Origin of the sequence: Halorussus sp. MSC15.2, assembly GCF_010747475.1 — an archaeon.
Lineage (GTDB): Archaea > Halobacteriota > Halobacteria > Halobacteriales > Haladaptataceae > Halorussus.
In genome coordinates, this window is the sequence record NZ_VSLZ01000006.1 from 114,821 (window position 1) to 130,151 (window position 15,331).

The window sequence follows — 15,331 nt, forward strand, 5'->3', positions numbered from 1 at the left end:
CGACTCTGCGGGATTCGGCCCCGTTACGGCGAAGGGTTTACACGCCACCGACCAATGGTACGTGATAACGCAAACCCATGGCCAAGCGCGACACGTCCGGAGAGTCCGGTCCCGCCAGCGACGAGCGAGCGAACTACGACTACCGCGAAGGTACAGTCGAGCGACCCGGTCTCGTTGACGACCTCGAATCGCTCGTGGACGGCGAGGTCAGATTCGACACCTACACGCGCCAGCTGTACGCCACCGACGCCAGCGCCTACGAGGTGACGCCAATCGGGGTCGTCTTCCCCACTTCGACCGCGGACGTGAGCGCGGCGGTCGAGTACTGCGCCGACCGGGAGATTCCGGTCCTCCCCCGCGGCGGCGGCACCAGTCTCGCCGGACAGACCGTCAACGAGGCCGTCGTCCTCGACTTCACGCGGGGGATGGGCGAGGTACTGGACGTCCGCCCCGAGGACCGCGAGGTGCGCGTCGAACCCGGGGCCGTCCTCGCGGAGTTGAACGAGCGACTCGCGCCCCACGACCTGAAGTTCGCGCCCGACCCCTCGACGGCCAACCGGAGCGCCATCGGCGGGGCCATCGGCAACAACACCACGGGCGCCCACTCGCTGAAGTACGGCAAGACCGACGCCTACGTCGAGGAGTTGGAGGTCGTGCTGGCCGACGGCACCGTGACGACGCTCGGGGAGGTGTCGCTCGACGAACTGCGGGCGGGTGCCGACCCGGACGGGACGCTCGAAGAACGCCTCTACGCCGAGGCGCTCCGGGTAATCGACGAGGAGGCCGACACCGTCGAAGGGGCGTATCCCAGTCTCAAGCGGAACGTCTCGGGCTACAGTCTGGACGCGCTGGTCGAAGAAGCCCAAGATGGAACCGTCAATCTCGCTCGCCTGATGGTCGGAAGCGAGGGGACCCTCTGCATCGTGACCGAGGCGACGCTCTCGCTGGAACCGGTGCCGAACACGACCGCTATCGGCCTGCTCACCTACGACAGTCTCGTCGAGGCGATGGAGGACGTCGGGCCGATTCTCGAACACGACCCCGCCGCCGTCGAGGTGTTGGACGGCGTGCTCGTGGACCTCGCCCGCGACTTGGAGGAGTTCAAGGACGTGGTGAGCATCCTCCCCGAGCGGACCGACTCCTTCCTGCTCGTGGAGTTCTACGCCGAGGACGACGAGGCGGCCGAGCGGAAGGTCCGGGAACTGCTCGACGACCGGGTGGGCGACGTCGCGTTCGACGGACTGACGGCGTTCTCCGACGAGGAGCAGGAGGAGTTCTGGAAGATGCGGAAGGCCTCGACACCCATTCTGCTCTCTCGCACCACCGACGAGAAGCACATCGCCTTCATCGAGGACATCGCGGTCCCGCCCGAACACCTCCCCGAGTACATCTCGGACTTTCAGGACGTCTTCGACGACCACGACACGTTCGGGAGCTTCTACGCCCACGCCGGACCCGGGTGTATCCACGTCCGGCCGCTGATAAACACCAAGAACGCAGAAGGTATCGAGCGGATGGAGTCCATCGCCGACGCCGCGACCGACCTCGCGGTGAAGTACGGCGGGAGCGTCTCGGGCGAGCACGGCGACGGCCGCGCGCGGACCCAGTGGAACAAGAAACTCTACGGCGAGGACGTCTGGCAACTGTTCCGAGACCTCAAGACGGCGGTAGACCCCGACTGGCTCCTGAACCCGGGCAACGTCTGCGGCGACCACGACATGACCGAGAACCTCCGGTTTGACACCGACTACGAGTTCGACGCCGGGTTCGAACCGGAACTGAACTGGGAGAACGACAACGGCTTTCAGGGGATGGCCGAACTCTGTCACGGTTGCGGCGGCTGTCGCGGCGGACAGGACACCACCGGCGGCGTGATGTGTCCGACCTACCGCGCCTCCGAGGAGGAGATTCAGTCCACGCGCGGCCGGGCGAACCTCCTCCGGTCGGCCATGTCGGGTGACCTCGACGCCGCGACCCCCGCCGAATCCGACTCGGATTCGGTCGCTTCCGGAGCGGGTGACGATGAGCAGTTCGACGTCGAGTTCATGCACGAGGTGATGGACCTGTGCATCGGGTGTAAGGGCTGTTCCGTGGACTGCCCGAGCGAGGTGGACATGGCGAAACTCAAGGTCGAGGTCGAACGCGAGTACAAGGAGCGCCACGGCGCGAGCCTCCGGGACCGCGCGTTCGCCAACATCGACGCGCTCTCGAAGGTGGGTAGCGCGCTCGCGCCCGTCGCCAACTGGGGCCAGACCCTCCCGGGTGCCCGCACGCTGCTCGAAAAGACGGTGGGAATCGCCCGCGAGCGCTCGCTCCCCGAGTTCGAGAGCGAGACGTTCCGCGACTGGTTCGAGGAGCGCGGCGGCGCGCGAGTGGCCGAAGCCGAGGCGGAGCGACGGGCCGTCCTGTTCCCCGACACTTACACCAACTACAACAAGCCCGAGACGGGGAAGGCCGCCGTGAGCGTCCTCGAAGCCGCCGGGGTCCACGTCACGGTGGCGGACGTGACGGGGAGCGGGCGGCCGCCCCACTCGAAGGGGTTCGTCGAGAAGGCCCGCGACATCGCGACCCGGAACGTCGAGACGCTATCGGAGTACGTCGCCGACGGCCGTGATGTCGTCGTAGTCGAACCCTCCGACGCCGTGATGTTCCAGTCTGACTACCTCGACCTGCTCGGCGGGGCGGAGCGCACCCCGGAACCGGCGGGCGCGCAGGCCTCGGGAGTGGCGGGCGAGGACGTGGAGACCCTCGCGTGCAACACCTACGGCGTCTGCGAGTACCTCGACACGTTCCGCCTCGGCGAGAGCGTGACGTGGAACGCGCCCGCGGAGTCGCTCACCTACCACGGGCACTGCCACCAGAAGTCGGTCAAGAAGGACCATCACGCCGTGGGCGTCCTGCGCCGGGCGGGCTACGAGGTCGAACCGCTCGATTCGGGCTGTTGCGGGATGGCCGGGACGTTCGGCTACGAGGCCGAACACTACTCGATGTCGCAGGCCATCGGTCGCATCCTCTTCGACCAAATCGACGACAGCGACGGCGACGCCGTAACCGCGCCGGGCGCGTCCTGCCGGACCCAACTCGGCGACGAGTACGACGCGGCGGTTCCCCACCCCGTCGAGAAGTTGGCGAGCGCGCTCGACTGACCCCGCCTACCGAGAGGACTCCGATTCCGCTTCCGCCTCCACGACCATCACCCGGAGGTCGTTGACGTTGGTCCCGGTCGGGCCGGTCACGACGAGCGCGTCTCTCGCGTCCAGAAACGGAAAGGCGTCGTTCTCTTCGAGCGCACTGCGGGCCTCGACCCTGTCGTCGCCGACAGTCTCGGTGTCCACGATTGCGCCGGCCGCCTCCGACGCGCCGTCGATGCCGTCGGTGTCCACGCTCGCTATCACGACGCCTTCCTCGTCGAGTTCCAGCGCCGCGCTCAGCGCGAACTCCTGATTCGGGCCGCCGTCGCCGTCACCGCGCAGCGTCACCGTCGTCTCGCCCCCGGAGAGCACGACCGCGGGCGGTTCGAACGGGTTGCCGGTCGCTCGCATCTCCTCCGCGATTCCGACGTGACTCTTGGCGGCCTCGCGCGCTTCGCCGCGGATTCGGGAACTGAGGACGTGGGCGTCGTAGCCTCGTTCGACCGCCTCGTCGCGGGCGGCGGCGAGCGCCGTGAACCCGTCCGCGAGGACGTGCGTCTCGACGCCCTCGAACGCCGGGTCGCCGGGACCGGGCGTCTCCGGGAGGTCGCCCGCGACGCCGCGCTGGAGTCGCTCGCGAACCGGCTCCGGAACGTCGAGGTCGTACCGTTCCACCACGTCTAGCGCCTCGGCGTACGTCGAGCGGTCGGGCGTGAGCGGGCCGCTAGCCACAACGTCGAGGTCGTTGCCCACGACGTCGCTGAAGACGAGTCCGACGACCGTCGCGGGTGCCGCGGCCTCGGCGAGACGGCCGCCCTTGATTGCGGAGAGATGCTTCCGAACGGCGTTTATCTCGTCTATCGCGGCCCCTGAGGCGAGCAGTTCGTCGGTGACTCGCTGGACGTCCGCGAGCGAGAGGTCGCCCGCCGGGGCGGGCAACAGCGCGCTCCCGCCGCCGGTGACGACGCCGAGGACGAGGGTCTCCGCCGTCGCCGAGTCGGCGAGTTCGCGGACCCGCGCGGCCCCCGCCGCGCCGCGCTCGCTCGGGACGGGGTGGTCGCCCTCGACGAGTTCGACCGCGGTCGTCTCCGGGAGTACGTCGGTGACGACGATTCCCCCGTGGATTCGCTCTCCCAACTCGTCTTCGAGGGCGGCGGCTACCGTGCCCGCCGCGTTCCCGCCCCCGACGACGAGAACCTCCTCGTACTCCGAGAGGTCGTACGTAGCGCCGCCGACTGTCAACTGTTCGCCGTCGAGGGCGACGCTCTCGCCGACGACCCGGGCCGGTGCGCACCCTCGATTCCCGCTTCGAGGCAGTTCAGCGCGACTTCGTGGGCGGCCGTCTCGGCCAGCGACTCCCGAAACACGCTCATACTTCGAAGGTGTGGGACGGTGACAAAACACTAACGGTGGTCGGTGCCTGCGACCGCAGTCAGCGAACGGCGTCAGTCGTCGTCGCCGACGAGAGAGGGATGGCACTCGTGGTTCCCCACGTGGTACTTCGGGTACTTGACCCCGCACCGGGGGCACTGGACGGTCTGCTGGTTCGTGTACCAGATTCCGCCGTACAGCAGGAATACCATGTAGAGGAAGTTGAGGAACATGATTGTCAGGTATATCGTCCCGAGGTGGTCCGGCATCTATTCCGACGCTCCCACGTACTGTGGGTCCACGTGCTTGAGACGGTTAGTTCTTCTAGGTGGGTAGCCCGAGCGAGCGAGTCGCGGTTGCCGAGGCCGGAAGCTATAACAGAACCGTCGGGGCTATAGTACTTTACTCGACAGTCGAATGCTGGTGACCATCGCCGTCCGGTTGAAGGAACGAATCGTACACGCTATCGCACCGCTCCGCGGCGACGGCCGCGGTTGGGCGCTGGTCGCCATCGCGGTCGGGTGGCTGCTGATTCTCGGGACGCGCATCACGATTCCCGTGTTACTGCCCGGAATCAAGGCGACCTTCGACATCGACAACGCGACCGCCGGGTTCACTATCACCGTCATCTGGGCGGTGTACGGCCTGTCGCAGTTCCCGGCCGGTCTCCTGAGCAACCGCATCGGCGACCGGAAAGTGCTCCTCGCCAGCCTCGCGGTTATGACGCTGAGTATCGCGGCGCTCGCGGCGGCACCCCTCTTCGGGGTCTTCCTCGTCACGGCGGCGCTCGTCGGCGTCGGGAACGGTCTCTACGGACCCACGCGGGGGACGCTCCTCTCGTCCATCTATCCCGACAACGACAGCGCCGCCATCGGATTCACGCTCGCGGTCGGAAGTCTCGGTGCCGCGGCGCTCCCTATCCTCGCCGGGGCGGCCGTGGGTCGCCTCGGATGGCGCGTGACGATTGCGTGCGCCGTCCCCCTGCTCTTCGCTACGACGGTGCTGGCGTGGCGAGTCGTCCCGACTACCGCAATCCCCGCCGCCACCGAGTCGTCCCCTCGGCGTCGTTTCCGCGGTCTCCTGTCTGCTATCAGTCGTCGGCGAGTCGTCCTCGGGGTCGGAGGGAAGACGATACGAGTGTTCGTCTTTCAAGGCCTCACCGCGTTTCTGCCGACGTATCTCATCACCGTCAAGGGTATCGACGAAGTGACCGCCAGCGTCCTCTTCGCCACGCTCTTCGTGAGCGGTGCCGCCGCGCAGGTAGGCGGCGGGCGCGCGGTCACTCGCTACGGGAATCGACTGGTACTAGTGGCGCTGGCCGCCGTCAGCGTGCTACCGCTGCTCGCGCTCCCGTTTCTCTCAGGTCTCGTGCCCATCACCGTCGTCATCGTCCTCGCGGGCATCCAACTCGGCATCGCGCCGGTCACGAACACCTACATCATCAACGCGCTCCCGCCGGCGGACCGAAACGGTGCGTGGGGACTGTTACGGACCGGCTACTTCCTGATAGCATCGACGGGGTCGGTCTTCGTCGGCGTCCTCGCCGACGAGGGGTACTTCGACGGCGCGGTCCTGATACTCGGCGGCCTGCTCGCCGTCGTCGCGATAATCTTCGCCTTCCTCCCCGGACTCCCGCGCGAGGAGTAGTTGGGTCCGTACTTGTAGTCGGCGTCGCTGTTACCCTGTCGAACGAGCATCGTCTTCTCTCGATAGCCTTGCATCGGGGAAAATGGATTTGTATTAATACAAACTGGATTGAAAAGGCTTATGTTATTCGTATTATGAGAGCGTGTTATGCGACGACTCGACGACTGGCCTGAACCGACGTTTACAGAGCAGTGCCCGGGTGAGCACCGATGAGTGGAGAGAACGGGAAAATCGATGCAGAATTCTTCGAAGAACACATCTCTCCCAATCTTGGTGCTACACGGGATGCAGTCGCCGTTGGACCCCGACACGGAATCGACTTCGGCGTGCTTGCGGTCGGGGACCAGCGTCTCATCGTCGCGACCGACCCCGTATCAGTAATGCCCAAGATTGGGTTCGCCCGGGCAGGGAAGTTAGCTCTACACAGTGTCCTCTCGGATGTCGCAGTCAGCGGTATCCCACCGTCTTTCCTCTCGGTCAACTTCACGCTTCCGTCCGAGATGACTGACGCCGAGTTCGCCGAACTCTGGGAGGCGATGACCGCCGAATGCGAACGGCTCGGGGTGAGCGTCGTTACTGGCCACACCTCCCGTCAGGACGTGTCCTTCCCGTGGGTCGGCGGGGCGACAGCGATGGGCGTTGGTAGCCCGGAAAGAATTGTCCGCCCCGATGGTGCTCAACCGGGGGACACGGTCCTCCTCACGAACGGCCCCGGTATCGAGGTGGCCGGGTTGTTCGCGGCGCTCGCCGGGGACCAACTTGACGTCGGTGCGGGTCTCGTCGAGCGGGCGGAAGCAAGACTCGACGAGACGACGCTCGTCCGTGACGCACTCACCGCGGTGGACGCAGGTACCGTGACGGCGATGCACGACGCTACGGAATGTGGGCTTCAAGGCGCACTCGTCGAACTAGCAGATGTGAACGACCTCAACTTTGCCGTGTCGAGCGACCGCCTCCCCGAGCAGAGAGACGTCACTGGTATCTGTGAGTCGGTGAACCTCGACCCGTGGAAGGTTTCATCCCGAGGGACGCTCCTCATTACGACACCAAAGCAGTACGTCGATTCAATCGTGAGCGCTCTCGAAGACCGTGGCACTCCTGCAACTATCATCGGAGAAGTCCGGGAGGGCACTGGCGTCACTGTCGATGGCAACCAGGTAACACACCCCGACACAGACCCTGCTTGGGAAGCCTTCGAATCCTTTCAATAGGTCCATCCAAATACGGGCATAATTCGTCGTCTCGCCGCAGAGACGACTGACTTAGTATATCACTATGGGATTTATGTATTTCTTGCCGAAGCGTCTCACCCGCCCGATACATCGGACGTCGTGGCTTTCACCGCTCGTCTTCGCCTCTCTCCCGAGTGTTGTCGATGACGTCGCCGATTTCTCCCGCTTCGATGTGCGAGTAACTCTCGTTCGTAACCGATATCGAGGAGTGGCGAAGCGCGGCTTGAGCGTCAGTCGGGTTCGACCGGTACAGTTCGTCGCCGAGACCGCGTCGCGCCCCGTGGGGTTTCAGATACTCTCCGTCGACCTCAAGGTCTGCCTCGTCACAGAGACGCTTCATTACGGACCGTGCGCCCTCCGTCGAAATCGCGGGGAGGACGACCTCGTTCTCTCGGACCACTGCGTCGATATCCGCCGTTTCGAGGTCGATATCCGTCACCTGCGACCGGACTGCGCCGTACTTCGACGGCGCGTGTTCGGTCGGGAACAGCGGAAACTCGGTCGTTGGCGGTTCGAGTTCGTCCTTCCACCGTCGGAGCGGTTTCTGTGCCACTTCGGGCAGCGGTGCGTACTCGTACTCTTGGCTCTTCCCGAGGACGCGGAGTGAGCCGTTCTCCCAATCGACGTCGGCCCACGTCGCGCCGTTTCGGCGGTCGTCTTTGGGGTGAGAGAAGACTTCCGCGCCGCGGACGCCCGTGTGCGCGAGCAGTGCGACGAGTGCGTGTTGGCGGAGTCGCTTGCGCTTCTGAGTTTCGTCGCCGGACTCGATTGCTTCGAGCGCCCGCTGGCGGACGTACGATTCGAGTTGTCGTCGGTCGTCCGGACTCCAGAACTGCTGGGTCTCTCTGGTCCCGGGGTCGTCGGGTAGCTCTTCGAGCGCGATTTCGTCTTCCGCCGGATTCGATTCGAGCAGATGGTCGCGCGAACACCACGTCAGGAACGCTCGCACGTATGCGTAGTACGTCCGTGCGGTGCTGGCGGCGTACTCGTCCTGCCGGACCTTCGTCTTGAGATGGCGTGCGTACCGCCGGAGGTGTATCGGTTCCACCGCGGCCAGCGATTCGACGCCCTCCTCGCGGTCGAGCCAGTCGGCCCAGCGTCGAACGACCGACTCGGCGTTCGAGACGTAGTTGCCCGAGCCGTTTCCCTCAGGGTCCGCGACGGCCTTGCTTCGTACGTAGTCGGCGAGGGCGTCTTCGATATCTGTTCGCCGGGCGGAAGAGCTGTCCTTTCGGTTGTCCACGGTTCGTGCTGTTGGTACGGCGCGGGGGTGACAAAAATCACTCGGTATTATGGCTCTAATGCAAAGTGGACTCGTGACGGTGTTTTGGACGTAAAATCGCATGACGGCGCGGCCTATCGCCATCTATAAAGTAATAAATGATATATCGAAACTTCTGGCTGTGTTGTTCAGAACTCGTGGAATCTGTGCATGGTAGAAACCGACCCAACAGTTCCTGAGTGGCTACATGCCGCTCACAATCTTCCAAAAACCATAGAATATATCACAGAAATCAATCACAGGCGGGCGGAGTCTGGAATGAAAGACTGCCATGTGTGATACCTCTGTCGACCAACCACAAACACCGAAGAAGAGAGGGCCGTTAACCCGGTTTCACATCGTCTAACATCCGCTCGAGGAACTTCCGAAACCGCTCAGCCGTCAGCCGCGGCTTCGACCGAAACTCGACCTCCATAGACACTTGCACCAAGAAATCAACCAACAACCACATATTATACAGCAACACCTCCTTCCAAAGTGGAACAGCCGGACAGGCAACGATTGCGACGTCGTCATCCCACCAAATTGCTTAATCTTGCTATACGCCGTTTCAATCCCAGCTCGCTTTTCGTACTGCTCAATCTTAGCCCGCGTTTTCCTCCGATTTCATCCGAGACCGAGAGATTCGTCGCAAACGCCTGCTCAGCATTGTAGTCCCCGTCCGGCGGCAACACCACAACCGACGTCCACACCTCCTCGTTAGTCACCCTATGTTTCACTGGGCCAGTAATCCTGTGAACTAGCTTCACCCACACCTTCCCGTCCTTCTTCGTCCCCAGGTCTCGTTTCGTTTCTGGAATCGGGATGACGTACATCAAGTCGTAATCTTCCAGTGCAGCGATGGACTCAGCAGCGAAAAACTCCGTATCAGTCTTCAATACGAGGGAGCGGATAGTGGAGCATCTCCACAGTCACCGACGGCTGGCGGCCAACTCCTAAACTACAGTGACTTACACGCCACGAACCACTCGATGTGAGTGGACAACCGAATCGGAAATTCGATTTAGCGCTCACTGGCAGACGAGGCGGAAACGTCTGGACGATTGACGGAGAGCCGTACCCCGACGCCAATCCACTCTCTGTACAGCCTGGTGACCATGTTCGCGTCCACATGGTGAATCATAGTCCTGTGGTCCATCCGATGCACTTGCACGGCCACTTCTTCCAAGTGGGGGACGCCGTCCAAGACACAGTTCTTGTTCCGCAACACATGGGTGAAGTGACGTTCGACTTTATCGCCGACAACCCGGGCGACTGGCTCTTCCATTGCCACAACCTGTATCATCTCGATGCAGGAATGGCACGTGTGATTACATATGTCCAATGACCGACTTCTATACAGGTGTGACGAGAGTAGGTTCGGTTGGCCTGTAAATCTGACAGTGCAAAACAGGACACTACGACTCCTAACTGGCCACGAGAAAGCTGATTGACGTTAATCGGCGTTCGTGACCGCAGCACCGGACTGAGACTCAGACCGGTACGCTCGCCATAGCCCCTGGGCATAGGCGCCGAGGAACATCCCGCCGATTCCCCACAGAATGGGGAAGTTCCCGATGCCGAGGCTCGCATACGCCGCACCCGGACAGATACCCGACAGTCCCCAGCCGACGCCGAAGATACTGCCACCGACCAACACGTTCCGATCGAACGACTTCAATCGCCGGGTGTACTCCTCGCCGGTCAGCGGGGCATGGTCGAGCCACCGCATCGCCACCGTGAACGTGATGCCGGTCACGACTGCCGCCCCGCCCATCACGAACACCAATCCGAAGTCGTCGAGCTGGAGGAAGTCCAGCACGATTTCTGGGCGTGCCATCTGGCTGAAGCCGAGGCCGAACCCGAAGACCAGGCCGCCAACGAAGATTAGCGGCATGAACCACGGCGACCGACCCGTCTCTTGCTGACTGCTCATGGTGTCACCCCCAGTGCTTGAACGAGTTGCGCGGTGCCGATAGCGATGGCCATGAACGTCGCCACGTTCACAATGGAGGTCCGCGAGCCCGAGCCGACCCCGCAGACACCATGGCCTGATGTACATCCTTTCCCGAGACGGGTACCAATGCCGACGAGGAACCCACCGCCGAGGAGCCGCCACCATTGGACGTCTGTCGTCCAGATGCCGCCCTGAAACAGGACAGCGTAGACGGCGGCGCCCGCGACGATACCGAGCGTGAACACGACCCGCCAATCACGCGATTGGATGTACTTGAAGCGGTTGAATCGCGGGAAATCCGACACATACGACAGTGTCGATTCAAGGAACGTACTCGCACCCGCGATGATTCCTGTTCCAAGGTAGATAATCGCAGCACCGAGACCAATGAGAACCCCACCGATGGCGTAGTGGACAACGCCACGCGGGAAGAGGTCCCAAGCGGCGAGAAGCGGTGTGATATCGAGCATGTGCCGGATTAGTCCCCCGTGAGTGCTTCGTCACTTGCAGCGCAGTTGTTCGGTCCCAGCTCAAGGGTGAACGCTTCGTCGTCGTCAGTATCACGCTGGCCGAGGTTGGTTGCGATGATTTCCTCGTAGTTTGCAGGCCGGGGCGGCATATCTGCGACGATGAATTCGACGAATTCGTCCCTGTCCATCGAGAGCGCGTCCATCGACTCCTGCAAGTCACCGAGCGCGGCAGTGTACGTCCCGTCGTTCGGCGCTGCGGCGTCGCTAAAGTGTGCGGGCGCGACGATGGTATCAGCGGCCTGCGGCAGAATCTTCTCGGTGAGACTTTCGTAGAGGGTTTCCGCCGCGTTCTTAGCAGCTTCAGGGTCTTCGAGGTCGGGGCGAGCAACGCTCTCAGTGAACAAGCCGTCACCGGTGAACAGGACGTTCCCGACCTTGTACGCCGTCATACCCGTGGTGTGCCCGGGCGTGTGAACAACGTCGATTTCAACGTCGCCGACGGTGAAGGTGTCGCCGTTCGCGACCGTCTCGTAGGACTGGTCGTACTCCACGCCGCGGTCGGCAGCGGGCGCAGGGAGAACCGCCATCGCACCAGTCTCGGCGGTGAGGGCACGGATACCAGAGATGTGATCGGCGTGAATGTGGGTATCGAGCGCGTACGTGAGGTCTGCGCTGTGCGTCTGTACATCCTCAAGGTATTCGTCCGTGAACGCGCGGAGTGGGTCGATGACGGCGGCTTCGCCTTCCGAGATGATGAGGTAGGCGAGACAGCCGCTCGACGGGCGCTGGTACTGGAGAATCGTCGCGGCGGTGTCGGCGTTCAATTCCTGTGACTCGTAGATGCGTGCCCAGCCCTGCATGCCGTCTTCGAGGTGGTTGACGGTGTAGTCGCGCTCTTTGAGCAGGCCTGCAACGTACTCGCTCGACCCGCCTTTTGCGCACAACACCATTACTTCGCGGTCGTCAGGAATGTCGGCAACGAGTTCATCGTCAACATCGCCGGTGAGGAACTCGAAGTACGGGATGTTGATGATTTCAACATTTTCTCCGCTGATTTGCCATTGGTTGAAGTCGTCAGCGGCACGGGTGTCGAGGAGGAACACCTCCTCGCCCGCGTCGATGCGGTCTTTGAGTGTCGTGGGGTCGATCGATTCGACCGCCACGTCTGCGTCTGGGAAGTTGTCTACTGTCATCACCTGGTGTTACTTCCTTCACGCCAATAAAGGTTGCTATGATATTTCCAAAATAGCACAATACTATCTCCGGTTCGCCATGGGCATGCGCACAAAACAAACGGCTAGATGGCAGTATTAGCGAACCTCGGCGAGTAGAGTCGTGTGCAGAAATGACTATGACCGACAATCTTTTAACAACGCCAGCAGTATTGTGGAATGCGTTCAACACAGAACATTCGTGACCACTATGAATACGGAATACGATACCGCAGAAACACTCGACGTAAAGGGCCAGAACTGTCCGATGCCGGTCGTCAAGACCAAACAGACAATCGACGACCTGTCAGCAGGCGACATCCTCGAAGTGTTGGCCACCGACCCCGGCAGCATGAGCGACATCAAAGGCTGGGCCGAGACAACCAACGGCGTCGCACTCATCGATCAGGTCGAAGACAGTGACGTCTACAAGCACTACGTCCAGAAGGAGGACTAACGACCCATGAGTACCGAGACAAACGCTGGAGACGCAGCTGACGTTGACAAGCTGAGTCGCGCCGAACTCCAGCGACAGGTCGAAGAACTCCAAGATGAATTGGCGGACGTGAAAGTCCAATTGGACGATGGACCGAAGAAGATGTCGATTATTGCGACGAAGGGCACGCTGGACATGGCGTATCCGCCGCTCATCTTGGCGAGTACCGCCGCTGCGTTCGGCTGGGACGTGACCGTCTTCCATACGTTCTGGGGGCTCGACATCCTCCACGAAGAGCAGTCGAAAAACCTGAAGCTGAGCGCCGTCGGCAACCCCAACATGCCCGTACCCAATGCGATTGCTGCGCTCCCAGGCATGGACTCCGTGGCAACGAAGATGATGAACAAGAAAATCGCGGACAACGACACCGCGACCATCGAAGAGTTGATCGATACATCGCTCGACATGGGTGTCGATTTCCTCGCGTGCCAAATGACGGCTAATCTGATGGACTATGATGAGGATGCGTTCTACGAGGGCGTGACGACTGGTGTCGGTGCAGCCACTGCACTTCAGGATATGGCTGACGCCGACATCCAGCTCATGATATAGAGTGGTGAAGTGGCCAGAGTATAGTGCAGTTTTGCTACAAGAACTAACTATTCTGGAGTCGTAATTCTGTGTGAAGCAGGGAAAACGTACAGTTCGAGCACAATGACGGGCAGTTTTCCCTGCTCCATTTGCGGACGTTGGTATTGAAGTACGATGTTTCTGACCCAGTCCGGTATTGTATTCCCGCCACAACACCATCACAACTCTTTTACACTGTCTCCTGGTAGTATTGCACATAATGAGCAATAAGGAAGTGAGGCCAGCCGAAGTGGCACGGCGCCTCGAAGCAGACGACGAGAATCTATACCTCCTCGACGTCCGCAACGAGGACGACTACGAGGAGTGGCAGATTAACGGGAGTCACAACATCCCCATCTACGACCAACTCCTCGACGAGAACTACACCGGGTTGGAAGCATCACTTGACGAACTCCCCGAAGACAAGGAGATTATCATCGTGTGTGTCGGCGGTGTCACCTCGGCCCGAGCCGCCGAGTTCCTCCGCGAACGCGGCTACGATGCCAAGTCGGTCGCCGGCGGTATGAGTGGGTGGGGCCGACTCCATCGCACCTACGACCTCGAGGCAGTCGAAGGTGTTACCCAAATCGTTCGCCCCGGCACTGGGTGTATCTCGTACCTCGTCCGCGACGGCGATGAAGCATTGATTGTCGACCCGACCCAGTACGTGGATAAGTACCTGAAATTGGCCGACGAACGCGACCTCACCATCGTCGGGGTCGCCGACACACACGCCCACGCCGACCACGTCTCCGGAGCACGGCAACTCGCGGACGAACTCGACGTCCCCTACTACCTCCACGGCGCCGACGCTGGCAACCTCGACAACTACACGGCCATCGAAGAGGGTGAATCCCTCCAAGTTGGTGACCGCAGCATCGACGTGCTCCACACGCCGGGCCACACCCCCGGGAGTGTCTCGTTCCAATACGACGACGCACTGCTCAATGGCGACACGCTGTTTATCCGTAGCGTTGGTCGACCTGACCTCGAAGACAGCGACGAGGATGCGATTCGGACGGCAGCCCGCGATTTGTTCGACAGTCTCGACCGGCTCTTGGCACTGCCGGACCAGACGGCCGTCCTACCCGGCCACTTCAGCGATGAAGAAATCCGTCCGCTCGCGGTGACCCTCGGCGACCGTGCTGACGGTGAACTCCTCGAGTTCGTCACGAACGGTGACAAGAAGGGGTTCGTCGAGACCATCGTCGAGAGCCTCGCTGACAAACCTGCGAACTACAACGAGATTAAGCAGATTAATTGGGGCAACGAACCGCTCACGGAGGACGCAGAGGCGCTCGAACTCGGACCGAACAACTGCGCGGCCAACTAACGACGGTCCGCAGTTCCCGTAGTTTTTCTACGGCTGTTCCACCTGATGGTGGGGCGTATTAATTGGGCGTAGCGTTTTTCGCTTATCCCTCTCCTCGTCCGATGACTATGCGGTGTTGTTCTATTTGTACAAAACTCTTTTAGCGAGGGGTCGCCTAGGAAGAAGTGATATGAGTGACTCAATGGTGGAAATGCTCCAGAAGGACATGGAATGTGAAGGGCTCCTCGAGTGTATGCACGGTCTCAAGGAACTTGATAAACAAGTGTTCCGTGCGCTCGTCGAGAGTGAAGAGCCTTTGACGGTGGACGAAGCCGCAGAACGCGTCGACCGGGAGCGGTCAACCGCATACCGGTCAATCCAACGGCTCATCCAGGCCGGGTTCATCCAGAAAGAGCAAATCAACTACGACCAAGGCGGGTACTACCACGTCTATCGCCCTGTCGATCCGAGCAACATCGCCGACAATATGCAGCGGATGCTCAACGATTGGTACGCCCAGATGGGCCAGCTCATCCAGGAGTTCGAGGACAAGTACAACCAACAGGCTCCTCAACAGAGTTCGCCCGAAGTCTGATTTTCTACGACGACTAGTCTGAACACGCGGACAGCATAGCACTTTGTGTCCTGCAATGGGGAACGGATGATTATCGAC

Annotated in this window: 14 protein-coding genes and 1 pseudogene; 8 read left to right on the plus strand and 7 right to left on the minus strand. The window is 61.6% G+C overall.

The window, feature by feature from the left end:
• The first annotated feature begins 77 nt into the window (after positions 1 to 77).
• Positions 78 to 3,146, plus strand: coding sequence for an FAD-binding and (Fe-S)-binding domain-containing protein (locus FXF75_RS18655; protein ID WP_163523419.1), 3,069 nt, complete (start codon positions 78 to 80; stop codon positions 3,144 to 3,146).
• Positions 3,147 to 3,152: 6 nt separating this feature from the next.
• On the opposite strand, the pseudogene FXF75_RS18660 reads toward FXF75_RS18655, so the two are convergent.
• Positions 3,153 to 4,504 (minus strand): annotated as a pseudogene (locus FXF75_RS18660) (glycerate kinase).
• 72 nt (positions 4,505 to 4,576) lie between these two features.
• Positions 4,577 to 4,771 carry a hypothetical protein gene (locus FXF75_RS18665; RefSeq protein WP_163523420.1) on the minus strand — a complete coding sequence of 65 codons (195 nt, stop codon included), beginning with the start codon at positions 4,769 to 4,771 and terminating at the stop codon, positions 4,577 to 4,579.
• 148 nt (positions 4,772 to 4,919) lie between these two features.
• Between FXF75_RS18665 and FXF75_RS18670 the strand changes: the two genes are divergently transcribed.
• Both FXF75_RS18670 and FXF75_RS18675 read left to right on the plus strand, forming a co-directional pair.
• Positions 4,920 to 6,149 carry an MFS transporter gene (locus FXF75_RS18670; RefSeq protein ID WP_163523422.1) on the plus strand — a complete coding sequence of 410 codons (1,230 nt, stop codon included), beginning with the start codon at positions 4,920 to 4,922 and terminating at the stop codon, positions 6,147 to 6,149.
• Between the two features lie 209 nt (positions 6,150 to 6,358).
• Positions 6,359 to 7,360, plus strand: coding sequence for an AIR synthase family protein (locus FXF75_RS18675; protein WP_163523424.1), 1,002 nt, complete (start codon positions 6,359 to 6,361; stop codon positions 7,358 to 7,360).
• A gap of 127 nt (positions 7,361 to 7,487) precedes the next feature.
• On the opposite strand, the gene FXF75_RS18680 is transcribed toward FXF75_RS18675, so the two are convergent.
• Both FXF75_RS18680 and FXF75_RS18685 read right to left on the minus strand, forming a co-directional pair.
• Positions 7,488 to 8,624: a tyrosine-type recombinase/integrase gene (locus tag FXF75_RS18680; protein WP_309221863.1), complete on the minus strand. Its 1,137-nt coding sequence runs from the start codon at positions 8,622 to 8,624 to the stop codon at positions 7,488 to 7,490.
• Positions 8,625 to 9,175: 551 nt separating this feature from the next.
• On the minus strand, positions 9,176 to 9,541 hold the full coding sequence (locus FXF75_RS18685) for a hypothetical protein (protein ID WP_163523428.1): 366 nt from the start codon (positions 9,539 to 9,541) through the stop codon (positions 9,176 to 9,178).
• A gap of 95 nt (positions 9,542 to 9,636) precedes the next feature.
• Here FXF75_RS18685 and FXF75_RS22845 point away from each other — a divergent pair, with 95 nt between their 5' ends.
• Entirely contained in the window at positions 9,637 to 9,990 is a 354-nt protein-coding gene (locus FXF75_RS22845; protein WP_163523430.1) for a multicopper oxidase domain-containing protein, read from the plus strand.
• Positions 9,991 to 10,098: 108 nt separating this feature from the next.
• Here the strand turns inward: FXF75_RS22845 and FXF75_RS18695 are convergent, their stop codons facing one another.
• The 3 genes from FXF75_RS18695 to FXF75_RS18705 are packed head-to-tail and all read right to left on the minus strand — an operon-like array spanning position 10,099 to position 12,262.
• A complete protein-coding gene (locus FXF75_RS18695) occupies positions 10,099 to 10,578 on the minus strand; it encodes a YeeE/YedE family protein (protein WP_163523432.1) in 480 nt (159 codons plus the stop codon).
• Positions 10,575 to 11,069: a YeeE/YedE family protein gene (locus tag FXF75_RS18700; RefSeq protein ID WP_163523434.1), complete on the minus strand. Its 495-nt coding sequence runs from the start codon at positions 11,067 to 11,069 to the stop codon at positions 10,575 to 10,577. Before FXF75_RS18700 ends, FXF75_RS18695 begins: the two co-directional genes overlap by 4 nt.
• An 8-nt stretch (positions 11,070 to 11,077) precedes the next feature.
• Entirely contained in the window at positions 11,078 to 12,262 is a 1,185-nt protein-coding gene (locus FXF75_RS18705) for an MBL fold metallo-hydrolase (protein WP_163523436.1), read from the minus strand.
• Between the two features lie 229 nt (positions 12,263 to 12,491).
• Here FXF75_RS18705 and FXF75_RS18710 point away from each other — a divergent pair, with 229 nt between their 5' ends.
• The 4 genes from FXF75_RS18710 (at position 12,492) to FXF75_RS18725 (ending at position 15,253) form a co-directional block, all read left to right on the plus strand.
• Entirely contained in the window at positions 12,492 to 12,737 is a 246-nt protein-coding gene (locus FXF75_RS18710; RefSeq protein ID WP_163523438.1) for a sulfurtransferase TusA family protein, read from the plus strand.
• 6 nt (positions 12,738 to 12,743) lie between these two features.
• Positions 12,744 to 13,328 (plus strand): DsrE/DsrF/DrsH-like family protein, encoded by a 585-nt coding sequence (locus FXF75_RS18715; RefSeq protein WP_163523440.1) that lies wholly within the window; start codon positions 12,744 to 12,746, stop codon positions 13,326 to 13,328.
• A gap of 238 nt (positions 13,329 to 13,566) precedes the next feature.
• A complete protein-coding gene (locus FXF75_RS18720) occupies positions 13,567 to 14,679 on the plus strand; it encodes an MBL fold metallo-hydrolase (RefSeq protein ID WP_163523611.1) in 1,113 nt (370 codons plus the stop codon).
• Positions 14,680 to 14,848: 169 nt separating this feature from the next.
• Positions 14,849 to 15,253 (plus strand): helix-turn-helix domain-containing protein, encoded by a 405-nt coding sequence (locus FXF75_RS18725; protein WP_163523442.1) that lies wholly within the window; start codon positions 14,849 to 14,851, stop codon positions 15,251 to 15,253.
• Positions 15,254 to 15,331 lie beyond the last annotated feature (78 nt).

Coding starts and splice junctions, on each gene's coding strand:
- FXF75_RS18675 (WP_163523424.1), top strand. CDS start 6,359: ATGAGTGGAGAGAACGGGAAAATCGATGCAGAATTCTTCGAAGAACAC.
- FXF75_RS18655 (WP_163523419.1), top strand. CDS start 78: ATGGCCAAGCGCGACACGTCCGGAGAGTCCGGTCCCGCCAGCGACGAG.
- FXF75_RS18670 (WP_163523422.1), top strand. CDS start 4,920: ATGCTGGTGACCATCGCCGTCCGGTTGAAGGAACGAATCGTACACGCT.
- FXF75_RS18720 (WP_163523611.1), top strand. CDS start 13,567: ATGAGCAATAAGGAAGTGAGGCCAGCCGAAGTGGCACGGCGCCTCGAA.
- FXF75_RS18700 (WP_163523434.1), bottom strand. CDS start 11,069: ATGCTCGATATCACACCGCTTCTCGCCGCTTGGGACCTCTTCCCGCGT.
- FXF75_RS18710 (WP_163523438.1), top strand. CDS start 12,492: ATGAATACGGAATACGATACCGCAGAAACACTCGACGTAAAGGGCCAG.
- FXF75_RS18665 (WP_163523420.1), bottom strand. CDS start 4,771: ATGCCGGACCACCTCGGGACGATATACCTGACAATCATGTTCCTCAAC.
- FXF75_RS18725 (WP_163523442.1), top strand. CDS start 14,849: ATGAGTGACTCAATGGTGGAAATGCTCCAGAAGGACATGGAATGTGAA.
- FXF75_RS18695 (WP_163523432.1), bottom strand. CDS start 10,578: ATGAGCAGTCAGCAAGAGACGGGTCGGTCGCCGTGGTTCATGCCGCTA.
- FXF75_RS18705 (WP_163523436.1), bottom strand. CDS start 12,262: ATGACAGTAGACAACTTCCCAGACGCAGACGTGGCGGTCGAATCGATC.
- FXF75_RS18715 (WP_163523440.1), top strand. CDS start 12,744: ATGAGTACCGAGACAAACGCTGGAGACGCAGCTGACGTTGACAAGCTG.